The following is a 19,184-nucleotide window of genomic DNA, read 5'->3' on the forward strand; positions in this document are numbered from 1 at the left end:
CGAAATGCTAGTGATCGTCGATAAGCGAAAAGAGCTTCCCCAAGATGGTCGCACCATCCTCGCGGATGCCGTTGTGCTGGAATTCATTGTTAATCCACGGCCGCAGATCTCCCAGGTGCGCGGCCGTAGCCAAGGACTCCTCGAGCGGGACGAAAATATCATCGACGTAGATGGCCGCGGCCGTAGACGGCACCTCGCCCAACGCATAGGGCGGGGAGAATTCGTGGTGGGCGAGGCCATGGGCGGCGTCGGCAAACGCGTGCAACGCTGGGTCCTCGTCGAACTGCCAGGGAAAGATGTGCTCGCCGGTTAACCACGTACCGGACTCGGCAAACTCGGGGAACTCCTCGCGCACGCGGTGCGCCGCCCAGTTCGTAGCGGCCTGGCCACCGGCGCCGCCATAAATTGACTCATGGATTGCGGCGTACAACGGAGCGTCCGCAAAGCTCACGCGCTGGCCGACGTCCGCCAGGAAATCACCTCGCAATCGCTTCTCCCCCGCCACGGTGCGGAAGGGCTCTTCCAGCAGATAGGCCAGCGAATCACAGCCGGTGCCGCGGCCGAGCTCGATGCCGATGGTACGAAAGCGCAGCGCGGACAGGCGCTCACCGGTAGGGAGCCGCTCATCTGAATTGTCCAGGTGGGAAATGATCTCCTCGATACGGCCCCGTGCCCACGGGAATTCGCGGTAGAAACGCTGCTGGCGGGCCTTGAGCTTGCCGAAAGTAGCGCGGTAGAGCTCATCCGCGCCCTTCAGCGTGGGGATGCCGCCGGTGAAGAAAGCATGCTCGACGCGCTCGGGCGCCTGGGATAGGTAGGCGGTGATGCAAAAGCCGCCAAAAGACTGCCCGAACAGCGACCACTTCTCGAGTCCGAGGTGCTCGCGCAGGCGCTCGGCATCGCGGACGATATTGTCCTGGCGCAGCAACGCCAGGTGCTTGGCTGTGCGCTCAGCCGCCGGGCTAAGCGCATCAATGCGGTGCGAGCGGCCGGTGCCGCGCTGATCCATGAGGATAACCCGGTAGCGCTCTAGCGCCTTGCCAATCAGCCCCGTAGGCGCCAATGGCCGAGGCGCCGGGAAACCGGGACCGCCCTGCAGGTAGAGCAATGCGGGCAGGTCCTCTCCGCCGGGCGGGATTATTTCGCGGGCGTAGAGCCCAAAAGTCCCGTGGGGATTGGAATAATCCCACGGGACTTCTAGGTGGTGCTCTTTAATTGTGTGGCCGAAGCGGCGATAGGAGGTCATGTCCTCCCAGGCTAGTAGACTTCCAAGCCCTTCGAGCGGAAGACGTCGCGGATTTTCTCCACATCCTCCGGCTTTGGTGGCTTCGTGTCAGCTAGCTGGTAGTTCATGCCCAAGCTATCCCACTTGTCCTTGCCCATATTGTGGAAAGGCAGGACCTCAACGCGCTCAACGTTGGATTTCCAACGCGCCACGATATTGGCCACATTTTCCACGTTCTCTGGCGAGTCCGTGAGGTCTGGCACCACCACGAAGCGGATCCACACCGGTTTGCCTATCTTGTTCAGCCTGTCGCCGAAGTCCAGCGTGGGCTGGAGTTCGCGCTGAGTGACCTTCCGATAGGTTTCCTCGTCGCCCGACTTGACGTCGAGAAGCACGAGGTCGATATTATCCAGGTCCTCGTCACGCAAACGCGCACCGAGATAACCGGCAGTATCGATGGTGGTGTGGATGCCCGCATCGTGAACTTCCTTGAGCACGCGGCGCGTGAAAGAAAGTTGGAAGAGGGGTTCACCACCGGAGATGGTGAGACCGCCACCGGAAGCGTTGAAGATTGGCTTATAACGCTTAATGCGCTTGACCACATCCTCGACCCGCTCTAGCGTGCCGGTCTTCATCTCCCAGGTGTCTGGGTTATGGCAATACTGGCAGCGCAGTGGGCAGCCGGACATGAACATCGTCATGCGGGTACCCGGGCCATCGACGGCGGTCACGAGCTCCCAAGAGTGCACGAGGGCAATATCGCCGGTACGGCGCGCCTCCATGAGTTCGGGGCGGGTAATGTCATCGAATTGAACGTCGTTTCCCAGGCCCGCGGCCGCGCCGCGGACTCGCTCTCCCTCTTCAGGAGAGAGGGTAACGACACCAGTAACGCCATCAGCCATGATTAGGAACCCTGGTGGAAGGTGCGGGAGATAACGTCGAGCTGCTGCTCCTTGGTCAGCTTAACGAAGTTGACTGCGTAGCCAGAGACGCGAACGGTCAGGTTCGGGTACTTCTCTGGGTGCTCAACGGCATCTTCCAGGGTGGACTTGTCCAGCACGTTGATGTTTGCGTGGTACAGACCAGAGTTCATCTGGTGTGCATCGCGGTTTGCCTTCATTGCTGACATGCGGTCTTCGAAAGTTGGGGTTGCCATGATTTTCTCCTTTTCGGGATGGTTGAGGGTTGGTGGTTTTTACTTCTCCATGATGAAGCCGGCATCCAGAACGCCCACCAAGTTATTGATGCGCTCTTCTGGGGTGCGGCCCAATCCGGAAGGAGTAATGGTGTTGGTCAGCGAGATGCCGTCCAAGGCGTCCTTGTAATCCAGCTTGCCGACGGACAGCATGGAAGCAACCATGCCGTGGCTGTCAGCACCGTTTTCAGGGTTAGCGCCTGGGGAGAACGGCGTGCCGGCCTTGTGGCCCGACGGGAAGGCGCCTGTTGCCTTGCCGTAGACCACGTTCGAGGTAATGGTCAGCACGGACTGGGTTGGGATGGCGTTGCGGTACATCGGGATGGCCTTAATCTTTTCCATCACGGTGTGGACAATGGTAGCGGCGATATCATCGGCGCGGTCATCATCGTTGCCGTAGAACGGGAACTCACCTTCGGTGATGTAGTCCGTAATCAGACCGGTCTCGTCGCGTACCGGGGTGACCTTGGCGTACTTGATAGCAGCCAGGGAGTCGGCAACGATGGACAGGCCGGCGATGCCGCAGCCCATGGAGCGGACGATATTGGAATCGTGCAGCGCCATCTCGACTGCCTCATAGGCGTACTTGTCGTGGGAGTAGTGGATGATGTTGAGGGCCTCAACGTAGGTGCCAACAACCCAGTCCAGCATCTCCTCGTACTTCTGCCAGACCTCATCGAAGTCCAGCGGGCCGTCGCCCTTGATGGGCTCGTAGCCTTCGACAACCTGCTTGCCGGATACCTCATCGCGGCCACCGTTAATGGCGTAGAGCAGTGCCTTTGCGGCGTTCACACGAGCGCCGAAGAACTGCATCTGCTTGCCAACTTCCATCGGGGAAACGCAGCAAGCAATTGCGGCGTCGTCGCCCCACTGCTCACGAATCTGGCGGTCAGACTCGTACTGGATGGAGGAGGTCTCAATGGAGATGTGGGCGCAGAATTCCTTGTAGCCCTCTGGCAGCTTCGGATCCCAGAAAATGGTGATGTTTGGCTCAGGTGATGGACCAAGGTTCACCAGGGTCTGCAGCAGACGGAAGGAGGTCTTGGTGACCATGTGGCGGCCGTCATTGCCAAAGCCAGCGTCGGACCAGGTTGCCCAGTACGGGTCGCCGGAGAAAATCTGGTCGTAGTCGATGGTGCGCAGGAAGCGAACGATACGCAGCTTGAGAACCAGGGAGTCGATGATTTCCTGGGCGTCTTCCTCAGTGATGATGCCTGCGGCAAGGTCGCGCTCGAAGTAGCAATCGAAGAAGGCGGACAGGCGGCCGATGGACATTGCGGCGCCATCCTGGGACTTAATGGAAGCCAGGTAGCCGAAGTAGGTCCACTGCACTGCCTCGTGAGCGGTCTTAGCCGGCTGGGAGATGTCGAATCCGTAGGACTCGGCCATCTTCTTGAGCTTCTTCAGGGCCTTGATCTGCTCGGAGTGCTCCTCGCGGTAGCGTGCCCAGTGCTCAGAGAAGCCAGCATCTGCGACAGAATCGCGGGAAGCCTGCTTTTCCTCGATCAGGTAATCCACACCGTAAAGTGCAACACGACGGTAGTCGCCGATGATGCGGCCACGGCCGTAAGCATCCGGCAGGCCGGTGATGATGTGTGATGAACGAGCAGCGCGGATGCGCGGGGTGTAGATGTCGAAGACCGCATCGTTGTGGGTCTTGCGGTAACGGGTGAAGATCTTCTCCACCTCAGGATCTACTTCCTTGCCCGCTTCGCCGATAGCCTGCTTGACCATGCGCCAGCCACCGAATGGCATCATGGCGCGCTTCAGCGGGGTATCAGTCTGCAGGCCGACGATGACGTCGTCGTCCTCTGAGATGTAGCCGGCCGGGAAAGCGTCAATGTCTGACGGAGTGTGGGTGTCGACGTCGTAAACGCGCTTTTCGCGCTCGACGGACAGGTAGTTCTTTTCCAGGGTCTCCCAGACGCGCTTGGTCTTTTCGGTCGGGCCCGCCAGGAAGCTGGAGTCGCCGTCATACGGCGTGTAGTTGCGCTGGATGAAGTCGCGGACGTTGATGCCCTCGGTCCACGGACCGGACTCAAATCCCTTCCAAGCTTCAAACTGTTGAGGCTGCGTTGCGGTAGTCATAATTCCCTTCTTTCGGGCGAATTTCTAGCAGGGGATAAATGCCGCTTTCTTCGAGCCACAGCACCAAGCCCCTCTGGCCTCAATTGTTGACCAATTCCCTGGTAATAACAAGTCTCGCAAACGTTTGAAAGCCAAGTAATAAACCGGTCGTGTTGTTTAGCTGGTTAGTGATTTCATGCAGTACGCACGTACGTCTTTTATCGGGGGTGAACTAGCCCCGAACGTGTCCCTCATCACCCTAAGATTTTGGCCCCTACCTGCACGAACCTCTACTGTTAATCCCGTTCAGCTTCGCTTCCGCACAAAGGAGGACTTCGTGGCTTCGCAGCCCAAGCATCCAGTAGATATCGTCCCACCCGCCCCCAAACTAGCTGCCTTGGGTTTACAGCATGTGCTGGCGTTTTATGCCGGCGCAGTCATCGTCCCGCTGCTTATTGCCGGCTCGCTCAATCTGGATGCGGAAACCACCATCCACCTCATTAATGCGGACCTGTTGACCTGTGGCATAGCGACGATCATTCAATCCCTGGGCGTCGGCAAGCGCATTGGCGTGCGCCTGCCCATCGTGCAGGGCGTGACTACAACGGCCGTCTCCCCGATTATTGCCATTGGCTTGGGCGCGACCGACGGCGCGGGCGGGGTGGCCTCGCTGCCAACCATTTATGGCGCCATTATTGTCGCCGGCCTTTTTACCTTCTTTGCGGCGCCGGTCTTTGGCAAGGTGCTGCGCTTCTTCCCGCCGGTGGTCACCGGCTCGGTTCTACTGGTCATGGGTACGTCGCTGCTTGGGGTGTCGGCCAATGACTTTGTCAATTACGCCGAGGGCGTGCCGGCCACCCGCGACTTGCTCTATGGCTTTGTCACGCTCGCAGTCATCATCTTGGTGCAGCGTTTTTCCTCCGGCTTCCTGGGTACCCTGGCCGTGCTCATCGGCCTAGTCTTAGGCACTGGCGTGGCGCTCGTGCTTGGCGACGCCTCCTTTGACGAGGTCTCCTCCGCCCCCGCCCTCGGCATTACTACCCCGTTCTACTTCGGTATGCCGAAGTTTGACCTGGTAGCGATTTTCTCGCTCATCATCGTCATGATCATCACCATGGTGGAGACCACCGGTGACGTCTTTGCCACCGGCGAGATTGTAAAAAAGCGCATCCGCCGCGATGACGTCGTGCGTGCCATTCGCGCCGATGGCCTGTCCACCCTGGTGGGCGGCGTGATGAACTCCTTCCCGTATACCTGCTTTGCCCAAAACGTTGGCCTGGTGCGCCTGACCAGCGTGAAGTCGCGCTGGGTGGCCGTTGCCGCCGCCGGGTTCATGATGGTGCTGGGCATTTTGCCTAAGGCCGGCGCGGTCGTGGCCTCCATCCCCTCCCCCGTTCTCGGCGGCGCCTCCCTGGCACTTTTTGCCAACGTGGCGTGGGTGGGCCTGCAGACCATCGCCAAGGCCGATCTTTCCGATGGCCGCAACTCCGTCATCGTCACCTCCGCGCTGGGGCTGGCTATGTTGGTGACCTTCAAACCGGATATCGCCACCGCCTTCCCGGAGTGGGCGCAAACCTTCGTCTCTTCTGGCATGTCCATCGGCGCCATTACCGCCATCGTGCTCAACCTTTTGTTCTTCCACACAGGGGGCAAGCAGGGAACGCAGGTGTCTCGGGCCGTCGGCAAGAGCGTGAGCTTGCAGCAGCTCAATGCCGCCTCCCGCGAGGAATTCGTCTCCGCGCTGCGCCCTCTGTTTAATAACGAGACTTGGCCGCTGGAGCTGGCGTGGGAGTCGCGGCCCTTCGGCGATGTTAATGACCTGCGCGCGGCCATTCAGGTGGCCGTGCTGACCGCGGATGATTCCCGCCGCGCCGCCCTCATCCACGATTACCCGGCCATGGATGAGCTGCTGCTTGCCGACGCCGACGAGGCCGCCACCATCTCCGCTGACCGCGGCTCCCTCGGTCTGACCGACTTGGATGATGTGCAGACCGAGCGCATCACCGAGCTTTCCGCCGCCTACCGCGAGCGCTTTGATATGCCGTTTGTGGCCTATTTGGATACCAATGACACCGTCGACCGCGTCATTGATGCCGGCGTGCGCCGCCTGGCCAACTCCCCGGAGCAGGAGTACCGCACCGCGCTGGGCGAAATCGTAGAAATTGCCAACGACCGCTTCGATATCCTGCTGGCCGATGCCAACCCGGTCCGCTCCTCGTGGGACCGCAAGTTCACCGAGGTGGACTAGTTAGCGAAAGGAAAAGTCCACTTCGGCCTCTGGGTCCACGCCGGAAATAATGCCGGTGTAGAACTGCTTGGCCTGGGATTGGAGGACATCGCGATTATCGGCGATGTCCTCTTTCTTTTTGTCCTCATTGAGGATTTTAGTGATGGTTTCCGCCTTATCGATATCCGGGGTAATCCAGCTCAGCGCGCCGTTGTCCTCCACCGCGGTTTCGAAATTCTCATCCGAGTGCCCGATGAAAATGAACTCCGGGATCTCCACGCGGAAGTGGTGCGGGGATTCTTCTTCCACTCGCACCTGGGAACCTTCGATGCCGAGCTTCGCGCGGTAGGAGTACTTGATGTACTGGGTGCGCTCACTGCCCGGGACCTGCCAATTCCACAGCTTGCTGGTGGCGGATTCCTCCGATAGGCCCTCGATACCCAGCGAGACGAGCACCACCTGCTCTTCGCGCTCCACGGCCTTGATGACCTTGGTATTACTCGATTCGGTCTCCACCTCCACCGGTTCCCGTACCTGCCAAATGAACACCGCGGCGGCAGCCACGGTGGCAATGAGAATGACGGCGATAAGGGTGGAAAGCAGCTTTTTCATGATGACCATCTTAGGACGACTATGCGGGCGGTGATATGCGAAAGCGCCGCCGACTCTGCGAGCCGACGGCGCCGATTGTGCGCCCGGTGAGACTTGAACTCACACGTCATAAGACACTAGAACCTAAATCTAGCGCGTCTGCCAATTCCGCCACGGGCGCGGGGGACTTGCCATAGTGTACACGGCACGCCGGAAATCCAGAAACCAGGGGTGTTCTGTTTTCCGGCCACTGGTGGGTAGGGTGGATCGCGTGAGCACTCAAGAGGAAAAGAAGAACAAGCGCGTGCAGGTGCGGTGGTGGCACATCCTCCTCATCGCGTTTTTCGTCGTGCTCTTCCTATTCCTGGCCTATTGGCAATGGACGCGTTTCCGCTCCGGCTCGGGTACCTTCCAAAACTTGGGCTATGCCTTCCAGTGGCCGCTGTTTGCCGTATTCGTGGTCTACGCCTATCGCACCACGCTGCGCTATGAAAATGAGCGCCTCGCGGCCGAGGAAGAAGCCCGCGACATGGATAGCACCGTCACTGAGGCCCCGGCTGAATCTCCCGCACAGCCGCAGGCGGAAACCAAAATCGATGAGGATTTCCTGCCCCAGCGGCCGCAGATAGATGTGGAAACGTTCAACGCCATGAATACTCCGCGCCGCCGGCGCGGCGAGAATGAAGAAAGCTGATTATGACCAATAAAGTTCACCCCGCCCGCCAGGCCCGTATCCGCGGCCCCTTGAAGTTTTTCTCCATCGCGGCCACCGTGACCGGTGTCTTCCTGATTATCCTGGTCATCCGCATGGTCTGCCAATACCTCATCGGCATGGAGATCCCAGAGTGGGCCACCTATATCGCGATCGTGCACGGCATCGCGTACATGACCTACCTGCTGTCCATCCTCATCCTCGGCCCGCGCGCGCTGTGGCCGGTGGGCAAGCTCTTTACCACCGCCCTTGCCGGCGTGGTGCCCTTCCTGTCCTTCTGGATGGAGCACAAGCGCCGCAAGGAGATTAAGGAGGAGTTCCAGCTTTAGGAACTGCGAACCAGCTCCGCGATGGCGGGGACTAGTTGACTTAGAGCGCGGCCGCGATGCGAGACCGCGTTCTTTTCTTCTGGGGACATCTCCGCAGCCGACCGGGACTCGCCTTCTGGCTGAAAGAGCGGGTCATAGCCAAAGCCGTTGTCCCCGCGCGGCTCGCGCAGGAAGCTGCCCTCCCAACGGCCCTCAGCCACGTGCTCGGTGCCATCGGGAGTCACGAGCGCGCAGACGGAGACAAAGGCGGCGGCGCGGCGCTCATCGGGGACATCGGCCATCTGCGCCAAGACCAGGTCATTATTGGCCTGGTCATTGCCGTGCTGGCCGGACCAGCGGGCGGAAAGCACGCCGGGCATGCCGTTGAGCTCTTCGATAGCCAGGCCAGAATCATCCGCGACGGTAGCAAAGCCGGTCGCAGCCGCGCCGGCGCGGGCCTTGATAAGCGCGTTATCGGCAAAGGTGCGGCCGTCTTCTACCGGCTCCGGGTAAGGCTCCACTGCGGATAGCGGGCGTAGCTCGACGCCCTCGATGCCGGCGTCGGCCAGGATGCGCTCCAGCTCCGCGAGCTTCTTCGGGTTATTGGACGCGACGAGAATTACCACCCCAGCGCCGCCTTCTGTGCGGCGATGAGCTCGCGGCAGCCCTTCTGGGCTACGTCCAACATCTCGTTAAGCTCTTCGCGGCCAAAGAGTCCATGCTCGCCGGTGCCCTGGATTTCTACGAAATCGCCGGATTCTTGCATCACCACGTTGAGGTCAACCTCGGCGCGGGAGTCCTCCTCATAAGGCAGGTCGAGGCAGATTTCGCCATCAATGATGCCTACCGAGACCGCAGCGATGGGATCGAGCAGCGGCTCGCCGGGGACAACGCCCTCGGCCTTGAGGTGTGCGATGGCGTCGGCAAGCGCAACATAGGCACCGGTGATAGACGCCGTGCGGGTGCCGCCATCGGCCTGGAGAACGTCGCAGTCGAGCTGGATGGTGTTCTCACCCAGCTCCTCCAAGTCCACCGCAGCGCGCAGGGAGCGGCCGACGAGGCGGGAAATCTCATGGGTGCGGCCCTTGACCTTGCCCTTCATGGATTCGCGGGGCATGCGGTCATGGGTGGCGGAAGGCAGCATGGCGTACTCGGCGGTAAGCCAGCCTTCGCCCGAATCGCGTTTGAAGCGCGGCACGCCATATTCCACGGATGCGGTACACATGACGCGGGTATTGCCAAACTCCACCAGCACCGAGCCGGCCGGGTTGGTGGTGAAATTGCGAGTAATGCGGACGCTGCGCATCTGGTCCAGCGCGCGCCCATCGGCACGAGTAAATTCAGTCATGCCGTCCAGCGTATCTTAGAACTCCATCCCCGCGGCGCCGAGGACAATCTCGCCATCGAATTCGGAGCGGGCTGCCTCCAAAGTAGCTTGCGCATCGCCCCACGGCTGAATGTGGATGAGCACCAGCTTGCTCACACCCGCCTCGCGCGCCGCCCTACCGGCTTCCGCGCCCGACATGTGCATGTCCGGCGCCTTGCCCTCAGAGGTCTCGCCCCAGGCCGCCTCACAGAGGAAGATATCGGCGCCGCGGGCGGCTTCGACAAGCGCGGGCGTATACGAAGAGTCACCGGAATAGGTAATAGTCTGGCCCGTCTTCGTGTGCTCCACGCGCAAGGCATAGGCCTCTACCGGGTGGTTTACCGGGAAGGGGGTGATATAGACATCGTCCACGAGCTGGCGCTCGCCCGGCTCCCAGGCGCTAAAGGCGAAGGTATCGGACATGTCATCGATGCCATCGACCTCATCGGAGGACAGGCGGCCCAGGTGCGTGGGCGTAGCCTTCGGCCCGAAGCACATATTGCGCGAAGCCGCAGGAGCCGTGGGATGGAAGCGGCGCCACACCATCAGGGAGGGAAAATCCAGGCAGTGATCGGCATGCAAATGGCTAAAGGCCACGTGCGCATCACAAGGGTCCTGCTGCTGTTCCAGCTGCGCCAAGGTGCCAGGGCCCATATCGAGGACGATGGACGGCGCATTATCGAAGGACAGCAAGTAGCCTGAGGCGGGATTCTGGGCGGTGGGGACGCTACCGGAGCAGCCTAGGATGGTCAGCTTCATGGGCTCAATAGTTCCATGAAATCGCCCCGCATGCGTACTCAACGTGCAAAACGGGGGAGAAATTATGCCTACTTAAACAATCTGCGGGCCGAGGAAGCGCGTGGCAAGGCGGGCAAAGGCTTCCGGATCGCCGGTAGATTCAAAAGTGTGGACCGGCTGATTATCCGCAGGCGCCAACATATCTGTCTCGGTGAGAATTCGCATGACGTCCTTGGTGGTCTCCTCCGAGGAGGTCACCAACGAAACATTATCGCCCATCGCCAGCTGGATAATGCCGGTCAGCAGCGGATAGTGCGTGCAGCCCAGGACCAGCGTGTCTACCCCTTGTGCCTGCAGCGGGGCCAGGTAGCCCTCGGCCACGCCGAGGATCTGGCGGCCGGCGGTAATGCCGCGCTCGACAAAGGGAACAAAATCCGGGCAGGCGGTGGCAAAGGCCTGCACCTTGGGGTTGAGCGCGAATAAGTCTTGATAGGCGCCGGATTTGATGGTGCCCTCAGTGCCGATGACGCCGATTTTTCCGTTGCGCGTGGTGGACATGGCGCGGCGCACCGCGGGCCGGATGACCTCCACGATGGGGATATCGTAGCGTTCGCGCGCATCGTGTAAGAAGGCGGCGGTTGCGGTATTGCAGGCAATCACCAGCATCTTGCAGCCACGCTCCACGAGCTTATCGGCTACGTCCTGGGAAAAGGCGCGCACCTCGGAGATAGGCCGCGGGCCGTAGGGACTATGGGCGGTATCGCCGGTATAAATGACGGATTCGTGCGGCAGCTGTTCCATCACCGCACGGGCCACGGTAAGGCCACCCACGCCGGAATCAAAGATGCCGATGGGAGAGGTCGCAGTTGGCATTAGCGCTTCACTGCCTTAACCGGATCATCCGAAGTAATGGTCATGCCGGCCAAAATGCCGCCGATGGCGCCGAAGAGGTGGCCCTGCCAGCTCACGCCCTCGTAGACGGGCAACACGCCCCACACCAAGCCGGAGTAGGCGAAGCCGAGCACGATGCCCAAGATGGTCTGGATGAGCGAACGGTTAAAAATTCCGCGCACAATCAGATACGCCAACCAGCCATAGACCAAGCTGGAAGCACCGATATGCGAGGTACCGGGTCCGCCGATGAACCAGGTTCCAAGGCCCGCCACCAGCGTGGTAATCAGCGTGACCTCCCACCAGGCTTTGCGGCCGGACAGACCGATGAGGAAGCAGAAGATAGCGCCGGGCACCGAATTGGATATGAGGTGCTCAAAGTTCGCGTGCAGCAGCGGGGCGGCAACTATGCCCCAGATTCCATTGAAGTCCAGCGGGCGGATGCCGTAATTGGATAGCTGGCCGCCAAAGAGGAAGGCGTTGATGATGTGGACCGCCCATTCCACCACGAGGAAACCAAAGGCTATAGAAAAGCCGGTGGTGATGCGGCCGCTGCGGGTGTAGTTCTTGGAATCGCCGCGATTGACCTGGCCCGTGGGCGCCGGCCGGTAGTTAGATGTTCCACCTGAAGTCATAATGCGCCTTATCTTAGTCCAGCAGATCGCGGTACGCGCTCAAGCCTAGGCCGGGGTTGGCGGCGGTGACCGCGTTGACGATGGCTTCTTCCACGGCGTCGGCGGCCGCGGCGCACAGCTGGGTGACCACCTGCGTGCTCAGTTCAGCTGGGCGCTTGGCTGTGGACAGGGCAAAGATCGTATCCCCATCCAGCGGCGAATGCGCAGGACGCACCGCACGGGCGATGCCGTCGTGGGCAGTCATGGCCAGGCGCTGGGCTTGGGCGGTGGTAACGGGGGCGTCGGTAAGCACGGCGCCAATGGTGGTATTGAGTTTGGACTCCGCTGGGTGCGGCAAGGCGCGGTAGGCGGCAGCATTGACCGGGGTGCGCCCCGGCGCGCCGTACAGCCGGCCGGACTGCGGCTCGATGACCTCGCCCACGGGATTGGCAACCATCGCGGCGCTGACCTCGTAGTCACCCACCCGGCGCGTGGCCAGCCCGAAGCCGCCCCGTAGTTTGCCAGCAGTGGCTCCCACTCCGGCGCCCACCGAACCCATGGATCCGTCGCTGCCTATGAGCGCGGCTCGCAGCGCGGCTGCGCCTTCTTCCGGCCCAGGGCGAGAAGGCCCGACCAGCAAGTCAAAAATGACGGCGCCGGGAACGATGGGCACGCGCGGCCCAGGCTTGTCCTCACCGAAGACGGGAAAGCCGATCCCTTGCTCTGCCAGCTCATTCATCACGCCGTCGGCAGCGGCTAGGCCAAAGGCGGAGCCGCCTGCTAGCACCACGGCGTGGACGCGCTCGACCGTATTGTGCGGCTGTAAAAGGTCCGTTTCGCGGGTGCCTGGGCCGCCGCCGCGCACATCGACGCTGCCGAGCGCTCCGCCCGGCCCGCAGTAGAGCACCGTGACTCCGGTATCGGTGCCGCTATAGTGCCCGATGCTCATGCCGTCCAGCATTAGTCCATCAGCACCTGCAGCAGCGAATCCTGGCAGAACGCCAGCCATTCCACGAGGCTATCGCGGTCAGACATCAGGTTGTTATCGGCCACATCGCCCGCCGCGACAAAGAGGCGGAGGTCGTTGAGGCCAGCGACGAAGGCCTGGGCCTCTTGCTCGTTGATGGTGACCTCTACCCCACCGGTAGGCCCGAGGGCAGAGCCAATTACCTGCAGGTTTTCCAGCTTTGCGCGCGCAATGTCGTTTTCATGCAGGGAGCGCAGCAATGATGCATCGCCTTCATATTCCTCATCGCCGGGCATTTCAAAGTCCGGGAAGAGACGAGCCAGCGAGGGATCGTCCGGGGCTTCGGTGTGGCCGGTGGGCATGTCCAGCATTTCCGCCAGCTCGTCCTTGGGCGCGGACTGGGCGCGCTTAATGATCGCCTCAGAGACGGTAGCGGTGAGATCGCCCAGCACCTCGCGCTCCATTGGTTCGAATACGGCCGTGATCTTCGGCGCGCGCATGAGGGACTTCTTTTTCTTCCACGGTTGCATCTATTTAACCTGCCTGCTGCATCGTTGCCCACAGACCGGCGATCTGGAGCTTTTTCACGTCCGCTTCAATCTTGTCGCGCTCGCCGCTGGACACGGCGGCCTTGCCCTCGGTGTGGACCTGCATCATGAGTTCATTGGCCCGCTTCTTGTCATAGCCCAACACTGTTTGGAATACATAGGACACGTAGCTCATCAGATTGACGGGGTCATCCCACACGATGCACATCCACGGCAGGTTCTCGCTCGTGGCTACGTCTACGTCGAGTTCTTCATCCAATTCGGGCGTAGCCATCGGAGAGCTCATCCGGACTACAGGAAATTGCGCCTTCATGCCCTCTAGCCTAACCATATTTGGGAATCTATTGTGGGCCCGCGCAATCTGGCTTCGCACATTCCGGCGCCAAAGAATCTAAACCCCTGAAAACCACCTAGTCAGTGGGTATTATCACTCCCGTGAATGACAAAGCTATCCCTAATGATCGCTCTACTGCACTGCTCACGGATAAATATGAGCTGACGATGCTCCAGGCTGCGCTGCGCGATGGCTCAGCAAGCCGCCAGGTCACCTGCGAGGTATTCAGCCGCCGCCTGCCCAATGAGCGCCGCTATGGCGTGGTTGCCGGCACCGAGCGCGTCCTGCGCGCAGTGGAGGATTTCCGCTTCTCGGCCAATCAATTAGCGGAGATGGACTTCCTGGATGAGCAGACTAAGGAGTACCTGCGCCACTACCGCTTTTCCGGGCAGATTGACGGTTACCGCGAGGGTGAGCTTTATTTCCCCAACTCCCCCATCCTGACGGTGCGCGGCACCTTTGGGGAATGCTTGGTTCTTGAGACCGTCATCTTGTCCATCATGAACGCCGATTCCGCGGTGGCTTCGGCCGCCTCCCGCATGGTCACGGCAGCCGACGGCCGCCCCATTATCGAGATGGGCTCGCGCCGCACCCACGAGTATGCGGCGGTAACCTCCGCCCGCGCGGCCTACTTGGCCGGCTTCAATGCCACCTCCAACTTGGAGGCGGGCTACCGCTACGGCATTCCGGTCTCCGGCACTGCCGCCCACTCCTGGACCTTGGCGCATACCAACCCGGATGGTACCCCGAATGAAGAGGCAGCCTTCCGCTCCCAGATCGACACCCTTGGCGTAGACACCACGCTTTTGGTCGATACCTATGACATCACCAAGGGCGTCGAGACCGCAGTGAAGGTAGGTGGACCGAAGCTCGGCGGCGTTCGCATCGATTCCGGTGACCTGGGTGCGGTTACCCGCCGCGTGCGCAAGCAGCTGGATGATTTGGGCAATCACAACACCAATATCGTGGTATCTTCCGACCTCGACGAGTTCGCCATCGCCGGCCTGCGCGGCGATCCGGTAGACGTCTACGGCGTCGGCACGTCCGTAGCGACCGGCTCCGGTGCGCCCACCGCCGGCATGGTCTACAAGGTCGTAGAGGTAGACGGCATCCCGGTGGCAAAGCGCTCTTCCTCCAAGCAATCCGTCGGCGGTGCCAAGCGGGCGCTGCGCACCTACCGTTCCTCAGGCGTGGCGGTGGAAGAGATCGTCTACCCCTTCGACGCACCAGCGCCGGATACCGGCCAGCTCGAGACCCGCGAGATGACCATTCCGCTCATGCGCGATGGCCACATCGTCGACGGACTGCCGGATCTGCATGCCTCCCGCGAGTATCTGGATCAGGCCCGCAAGACTCTGCCATGGGAAGGCCTGGCGCTCTCGCGCGATGAGGCGGCCGTACCCACGCGGATGGTGGGCTTTAAAAAGTAGGCCGCTAGACTGTGTGGGGTGAGTGAGCACGCAGATGAGCCCCTAAACCTCGACACGGAAACGCTGCTGGGCAAGGCCGTTGACGCGCTGGGCGGCAGCCGGCGCGAAGGCCAGGTGCGCATGGCCACCGCCGTCTCGGCTGCGCTCGAAAAGGAGCGCCACCTGGCAGTGCAGGCCGGTACCGGTACCGGTAAATCCCTGGCCTACTTGGTCCCGGCTATCCGGCATGCGATGAACTCGGGGTCCACCGTCATCGTCTCTACCGCTACCCTAGCCTTGCAGCGCCAGCTGGTGGAGCGCGATCTGCCGCGGCTTACTGAGGCGCTCGCCCCTGTAATGGAGCGTACGCCCACCTTCGCCATCATGAAGGGCCGCAATAACTACCTGTGCATGAATAAGATTGCGGCTACCCCGGATGACCCGGAAGCACTTATCGACGAATCCGAAATATCCCACCGCGGCAAGGCCGTGCGCCGTATCCACGAGTGGGCGCAGGAAACTGACACTGGTGACCGCGATGATCTAGAGCCGGGCGTGCCGGACGTGGTGTGGCGGGCGGTATCGGTAACCTCCAACGAGTGCTTGGGCGCTTCGCGCTGCCCGCACGGGCCGGATTGCTTTGCGGAAGAGGCTCGCAGGGCGGCTGCCGACGTCGATATCGTGGTCACCAACCACGCCATGCTCGCCATCGACGCGGTTTCTGAGGCAAATATCTTGCCTGAGCACGACGTCGCCATTATCGATGAGGCCCACGAGCTCGACGGCCGCATCACCTCCGTTTCTACCGCGGAGATTACTACCCGCGCCATCAAGATGGCGGCCAACCGCGCGAAGTCGCTGGGTAATGCCGGCAACCTCTCGGACTTGGCCGAGGAATTCGATGACCTGATGAAAATCCAAGAGCCAGGCCGTTGGACCGACTTGGAGGAAACCTCCCAGGGCCACCTACGCGCGCTTGCCGACGAATTCCTGCGCGTTAAGTCCCTCATTTCTCGCGCACCAGAAGGCGAAGCCACCGACGACCCGGAGAAAAACGCCGAGCGCCAAAACTTGAGCAACCACCTCTCCGACCTCGCGCAGGCCGTGGCGCGCATGCTGGAGGTCTTTGCCACCGATGACCCGGCCAAGCAAGACGACGTCGTCTGGCTCGAGCGCGATCCACGCAGCGACGCCGAGACCCTCGCCGTGGCGCCCCTCTCCATCGCCCACATGCTGCGCGAGAACCTCTTTGGGGAACAAACGGTGGTGCTGACCTCGGCCACCCTCGCCCTCGGTGGCCGCTTCGATGCCATGGCCGCCCAGTGGGGCATGCCGAGCGGCACCTACGACACCTTGGACGCGGGCACGCCTTTCGACCCAGCCAAATCCGGCATCCTGTACACCGCCAAGCACCTGCCCGCGCCGGGCCGCGATGGCCTGCCCAAAGAAACCATCGATGAGATCTACGAGCTCATCATGGCCGCCGGCGGGCGCACGCTTGGCCTGTTCTCCTCCCGCCGCGCGGCAGAAGAGGCGGCTACCGCCCTCAAGCCGCGCATCCCCTTTGACCTTTTCGTGCAAGGCGAGGATTCCATCGGCGCACTGGTAGAGAAGTTCTCCCAAAAGGAAAACTCCTGCCTCTTCGGCACGCTTACCCTGTGGCAAGGCGTGGACGTGCCGGGGCCGGCGTGCTCGCTGGTCATCATCGACCGCATTCCGTTCCCCCGGCCGGACGATCCCCTGATGCAGGCGCGCGCCCAAGCGGCCGATGCTGCGGGCCGCTCCGGGTTTATGGAGGTCTCCGCCAACCACGCCGCCTTGCTCATGGCACAGGGCGCAGGCCGCCTGCTGCGCCACGTGACCGACCGCGGCGTGGTGGCCGTGCTCGATAACCGCTTAGAATATAAGCGCTACGGCAGCTTCCTCAAGGCCTCCATGCCACGCTTTTGGCAGACCACCGACGCGGATACGGTGCGCGGCGCGCTTAAGCGATTGGTCGCCGCAGGGCGCACACGGTAGCCGAGTCGGGCGCAATCTCCGTGAACCCGGCGTCCACGATGACCACGGCGCCGTCCTGCGCACAGGCCGTGCGAAAATCTTCCCCGGATACCTCGCGCACCGAAAGCTCAAAACCCGTGTCGGCCCAAGCGCGGGCCTCCTCCACCGACATCGCCGCGGCGAGCATCATCGAACCGTGGCCCACCTGCGCTGCGGCCTTGCCCGCAGACATGTCGAGGCTACGGTCGATGTAGATGACGGGGGCATCGCCAAGCGGGGCTCCTGGCTCATCATAGGCAAGGTCAGTGTGGCCGATTTGCAGCTTGCCAATGAGCGGATCCACCTCCCCCACGGCCGAAGGTGCAAAGGCCCGGGCACGGTCCGCCACGGTCACGCCGGGCAGGTTCTGCACATCGCGCCAAGCCTTATTACGCGCCCGACGGGCGATCTTGCGGATGCGGTGTCCATACCACTGGCCCAGGGCGTGGGCGAAGGCCCCATCCTCCCCCGCGCGTTCATCCAAACACGCGGCCACAACGGCGCTAGCGGCTGCCTCCAGCACTTCCGTGCGCGCCGGCGGCTCCTGCTTGGGAAGGTTCAGTGCAATCTGCATCGCTTGGATAGTGGCGGGCTCGTCTGGGTTTTCTGGGTCATCGCGCCACGAACGCGCATCACAGGCTTCTACCAAGCGCTGGTGAGCGATTTCAAACTTATCCACGAACAACCTCCTCGGCTGGGATTCCCAAAATCTGTAGTACCTCATCCAGCCGCCGGTGATTTACCGAAGTATCCGCCACTTCTTGCAGCGCCGGCTTAGCGTTAAAGGCGATGCCCAACCCCGCGGCGGTAATCATATCGATGTCATTGGCACCGTCGCCCACGGCGACCGTCTGACGCATGCCCACTCCGGAATCCGCGGCAAACTCCCGCAGGAATTCCTCCTTGGCCTTGCGATCAACCACCTTGCCGGTAACGCGGCCGGTGAGCTTGCCTTCGGCGATCTCCAAGGTATTGGCGCGGACGTAATCTAAGTGCATTTCTGCGGCTAGGCCCTCTAGAACTTGGATGAACCCACCGGAGACCACAGCGGTGCGATAACCGATGCGGTTGAGCGTGGCAATGGTCTCGCGGGCGCCGGGGGTCAGCTGAATCTCGCGGGCTACCTCATCGATAATGGAAGCATCCAGGCCGGCCAAAACTGCCACGCGCTCGCGCAGGGACTCCTCAAAATCCAATTCGCCGCGCATAGCCCGAGCCGTAACGGCGGCTACCTCTTCTTCCTTGCCGGCGTGCGCGGCCAGCATCTCGATGACCTCGCCTTGGATGAGGGTGCTATCGCAGTCAAAGCACACGAGTCGTTTGGAGCGCCGGCCCAGCCCCGCCGGCTCGATCGCAATGTCGATACCAATCTGCTGTGCCAGCTCTGCCAGCGCCTGGCGCACGGGTGCCGCGGAACCATCGAGGGACAAGAAAAGCTCCAGCCCTGTCAACGGAGAGGTGGAAAGCCCGCGGATGCGATCGATATTGGCATCGAAGTTGGCCAATACGCGGGCGACCTCCTCTACGTGGTGGGCGGTTACTTCCGTTCCCATGAGGACCACCGCATGCGTGGAGCGAGCTCGCGCGCTAGATTCCTCCTCTCGCACGTCCACGGATACCTGCTGCCCGTAGATGCTCAAGGTATTGCGCAACCCCTGTGCAATCTGCTCGGCGCGCGTACCGGGAATGCGGGTATGGGCGGCGAGGGTGATGCGGCCGGAAAAGATGGCTTGTTCGACGTCGATAAGCGCGGCGCTATAAGACGCCAGCACGCGGAAGAAGGCCGCCGAGACCCCAGGCTTGTCCGGCCCAGTGGTGGTAATGACGGCATAGGTATCAGCTTGGGTACTCACGCCGCCCATTATCGCACGTAGGGCAAATAAGATACGCCAAAGCCGCCTCCCACGGCCCGTTGCGGGTTGGGAGGCGGCTTAAGTCAGGAGTGCTTTAGCGAG

At 61.6% G+C, this 19,184-nt stretch carries 18 protein-coding genes, 1 tRNA gene and 1 pseudogene; 5 read left to right on the forward strand and 15 right to left on the reverse strand.

Translation table 11 applies throughout. From position 1 onward, the window contains the following. Positions 1–7: 7 nt before the first annotated feature. The 3 genes and pseudogenes from QP965_RS04750 to pflB all read right to left on the reverse strand — a co-directional run bounded on the left by QP965_RS04750 (position 8) and on the right by pflB (position 4,508). Positions 8–1,246: an alpha/beta fold hydrolase gene (locus QP965_RS04750; protein ID WP_284844170.1), complete on the reverse strand. Its 1,239-nt coding sequence runs from the start codon at positions 1,244–1,246 to the stop codon at positions 8–10. An 11-nt stretch (positions 1,247–1,257) separates the two neighbouring features. Beyond that, positions 1,258–2,127, reverse strand: a complete 870-nt coding sequence (pflA, locus tag QP965_RS04755; protein WP_284816028.1) for a pyruvate formate-lyase-activating protein — start codon at positions 2,125–2,127, stop codon at positions 1,258–1,260. A 2-nt stretch (positions 2,128–2,129) separates the two neighbouring features. Next, positions 2,130–4,508, reverse strand: a pseudogene (pflB, locus tag QP965_RS04760) (formate C-acetyltransferase). 316 nt (positions 4,509–4,824) lie between these two features. On the opposite strand from pflB, the gene QP965_RS04765 reads away from it, so the two are divergent. Beyond that, entirely contained in the window at positions 4,825–6,735 is a 1,911-nt protein-coding gene (locus QP965_RS04765) for a solute carrier family 23 protein (protein WP_284844169.1), read from the forward strand. Here QP965_RS04765 and QP965_RS04770 read toward each other — a convergent pair whose 3' ends face one another. Together QP965_RS04770 and QP965_RS04775 are read right to left on the reverse strand one after the other, a co-directional pair. Next, positions 6,736–7,326, reverse strand: a complete 591-nt coding sequence (locus QP965_RS04770; RefSeq protein ID WP_284844168.1) for a hypothetical protein — start codon at positions 7,324–7,326, stop codon at positions 6,736–6,738. A gap of 78 nt (positions 7,327–7,404) precedes the next feature. Continuing rightward, positions 7,405–7,486 (reverse strand) — tRNA-Leu (locus tag QP965_RS04775). Between the two features lie 90 nt (positions 7,487–7,576). On the opposite strand from QP965_RS04775, the gene QP965_RS04780 reads away from it, so the two are divergent. Continuing rightward, the gene (locus QP965_RS04780) at positions 7,577–7,999 is read left to right on the forward strand and encodes a hypothetical protein (RefSeq protein WP_225746501.1); all 423 of its coding nucleotides are present in this window, start codon (positions 7,577–7,579) and stop codon (positions 7,997–7,999) included. A 2-nt stretch (positions 8,000–8,001) separates the two neighbouring features. Next, positions 8,002–8,346 carry a DUF3817 domain-containing protein gene (locus QP965_RS04785; RefSeq protein WP_204611086.1) on the forward strand — a complete coding sequence of 115 codons (345 nt, stop codon included), beginning with the start codon at positions 8,002–8,004 and terminating at the stop codon, positions 8,344–8,346. Here the strand turns inward: QP965_RS04785 and rdgB are convergent. The 8 genes from rdgB to clpS form a co-directional block, all read right to left on the reverse strand. After that, the gene (gene rdgB, locus QP965_RS04790; RefSeq protein WP_284844167.1) at positions 8,343–8,951 is read right to left on the reverse strand and encodes an RdgB/HAM1 family non-canonical purine NTP pyrophosphatase; all 609 of its coding nucleotides are present in this window, start codon (positions 8,949–8,951) and stop codon (positions 8,343–8,345) included. The genes QP965_RS04785 and rdgB overlap by 4 nt on opposite strands. Continuing rightward, complete coding sequence (gene rph / locus QP965_RS04795; protein WP_005323955.1) at positions 8,945–9,673, reverse strand: ribonuclease PH; 729 nt, start codon at positions 9,671–9,673, stop codon at positions 8,945–8,947. Before rph ends, rdgB begins: the two co-directional genes overlap by 7 nt. A 15-nt stretch (positions 9,674–9,688) precedes the next feature. After that, positions 9,689–10,450 (reverse strand): MBL fold metallo-hydrolase, encoded by a 762-nt coding sequence (locus QP965_RS04800; protein ID WP_239194593.1) that lies wholly within the window; start codon positions 10,448–10,450, stop codon positions 9,689–9,691. Between the two features lie 72 nt (positions 10,451–10,522). Further along, positions 10,523–11,302 carry a glutamate racemase gene (gene murI / locus QP965_RS04805; RefSeq protein ID WP_239278392.1) on the reverse strand — a complete coding sequence of 260 codons (780 nt, stop codon included), beginning with the start codon at positions 11,300–11,302 and terminating at the stop codon, positions 10,523–10,525. Continuing rightward, positions 11,302–11,955: a rhomboid family intramembrane serine protease gene (locus QP965_RS04810; protein WP_284768751.1), complete on the reverse strand. Its 654-nt coding sequence runs from the start codon at positions 11,953–11,955 to the stop codon at positions 11,302–11,304. The genes murI and QP965_RS04810 overlap by 1 nt, the downstream gene beginning before the upstream one ends. 13 nt (positions 11,956–11,968) lie before the next feature. Then, the gene (locus QP965_RS04815) at positions 11,969–12,895 is read right to left on the reverse strand and encodes a P1 family peptidase (RefSeq protein ID WP_284844285.1); all 927 of its coding nucleotides are present in this window, start codon (positions 12,893–12,895) and stop codon (positions 11,969–11,971) included. Then, on the reverse strand, positions 12,895–13,431 hold the full coding sequence (locus QP965_RS04820; protein WP_005327313.1) for a DUF2017 domain-containing protein: 537 nt from the start codon (positions 13,429–13,431) through the stop codon (positions 12,895–12,897). The genes QP965_RS04815 and QP965_RS04820 overlap by 1 nt, the downstream gene beginning before the upstream one ends. A 4-nt stretch (positions 13,432–13,435) precedes the next feature. Further along, positions 13,436–13,762: an ATP-dependent Clp protease adapter ClpS gene (clpS, locus tag QP965_RS04825; RefSeq protein WP_005323948.1), complete on the reverse strand. Its 327-nt coding sequence runs from the start codon at positions 13,760–13,762 to the stop codon at positions 13,436–13,438. Between the two features lie 122 nt (positions 13,763–13,884). Between clpS and QP965_RS04830 the strand changes: the two genes are divergently transcribed. Both QP965_RS04830 and QP965_RS04835 read left to right on the forward strand, forming a co-directional pair. Further along, positions 13,885–15,213, forward strand: a complete 1,329-nt coding sequence (locus QP965_RS04830) for a nicotinate phosphoribosyltransferase (RefSeq protein ID WP_284844166.1) — start codon at positions 13,885–13,887, stop codon at positions 15,211–15,213. A gap of 18 nt (positions 15,214–15,231) precedes the next feature. Next, positions 15,232–17,211 carry an ATP-dependent DNA helicase gene (locus tag QP965_RS04835; protein WP_284844165.1) on the forward strand — a complete coding sequence of 660 codons (1,980 nt, stop codon included), beginning with the start codon at positions 15,232–15,234 and terminating at the stop codon, positions 17,209–17,211. On the opposite strand, the gene QP965_RS04840 is transcribed toward QP965_RS04835, so the two are convergent. Both QP965_RS04840 and serB read right to left on the reverse strand, forming a co-directional pair. Further along, complete coding sequence (locus tag QP965_RS04840) at positions 17,177–17,908, reverse strand: peptidyl-tRNA hydrolase (protein ID WP_284844164.1); 732 nt, start codon at positions 17,906–17,908, stop codon at positions 17,177–17,179. The two genes, QP965_RS04835 and QP965_RS04840, sit on opposite strands and share 35 nt — an antisense overlap. After that, on the reverse strand, positions 17,901–19,091 hold the full coding sequence (serB, locus tag QP965_RS04845) for a phosphoserine phosphatase SerB (RefSeq protein WP_284844163.1): 1,191 nt from the start codon (positions 19,089–19,091) through the stop codon (positions 17,901–17,903). Before serB ends, QP965_RS04840 begins: the two co-directional genes overlap by 8 nt. Between the last annotated feature and the right edge of the window lie 93 nt (positions 19,092–19,184).

The organism is Corynebacterium sp. MSK074, assembly GCF_030229735.1.
Classification (GTDB): Bacteria; Actinomycetota; Actinomycetes; order Mycobacteriales; family Mycobacteriaceae; genus Corynebacterium.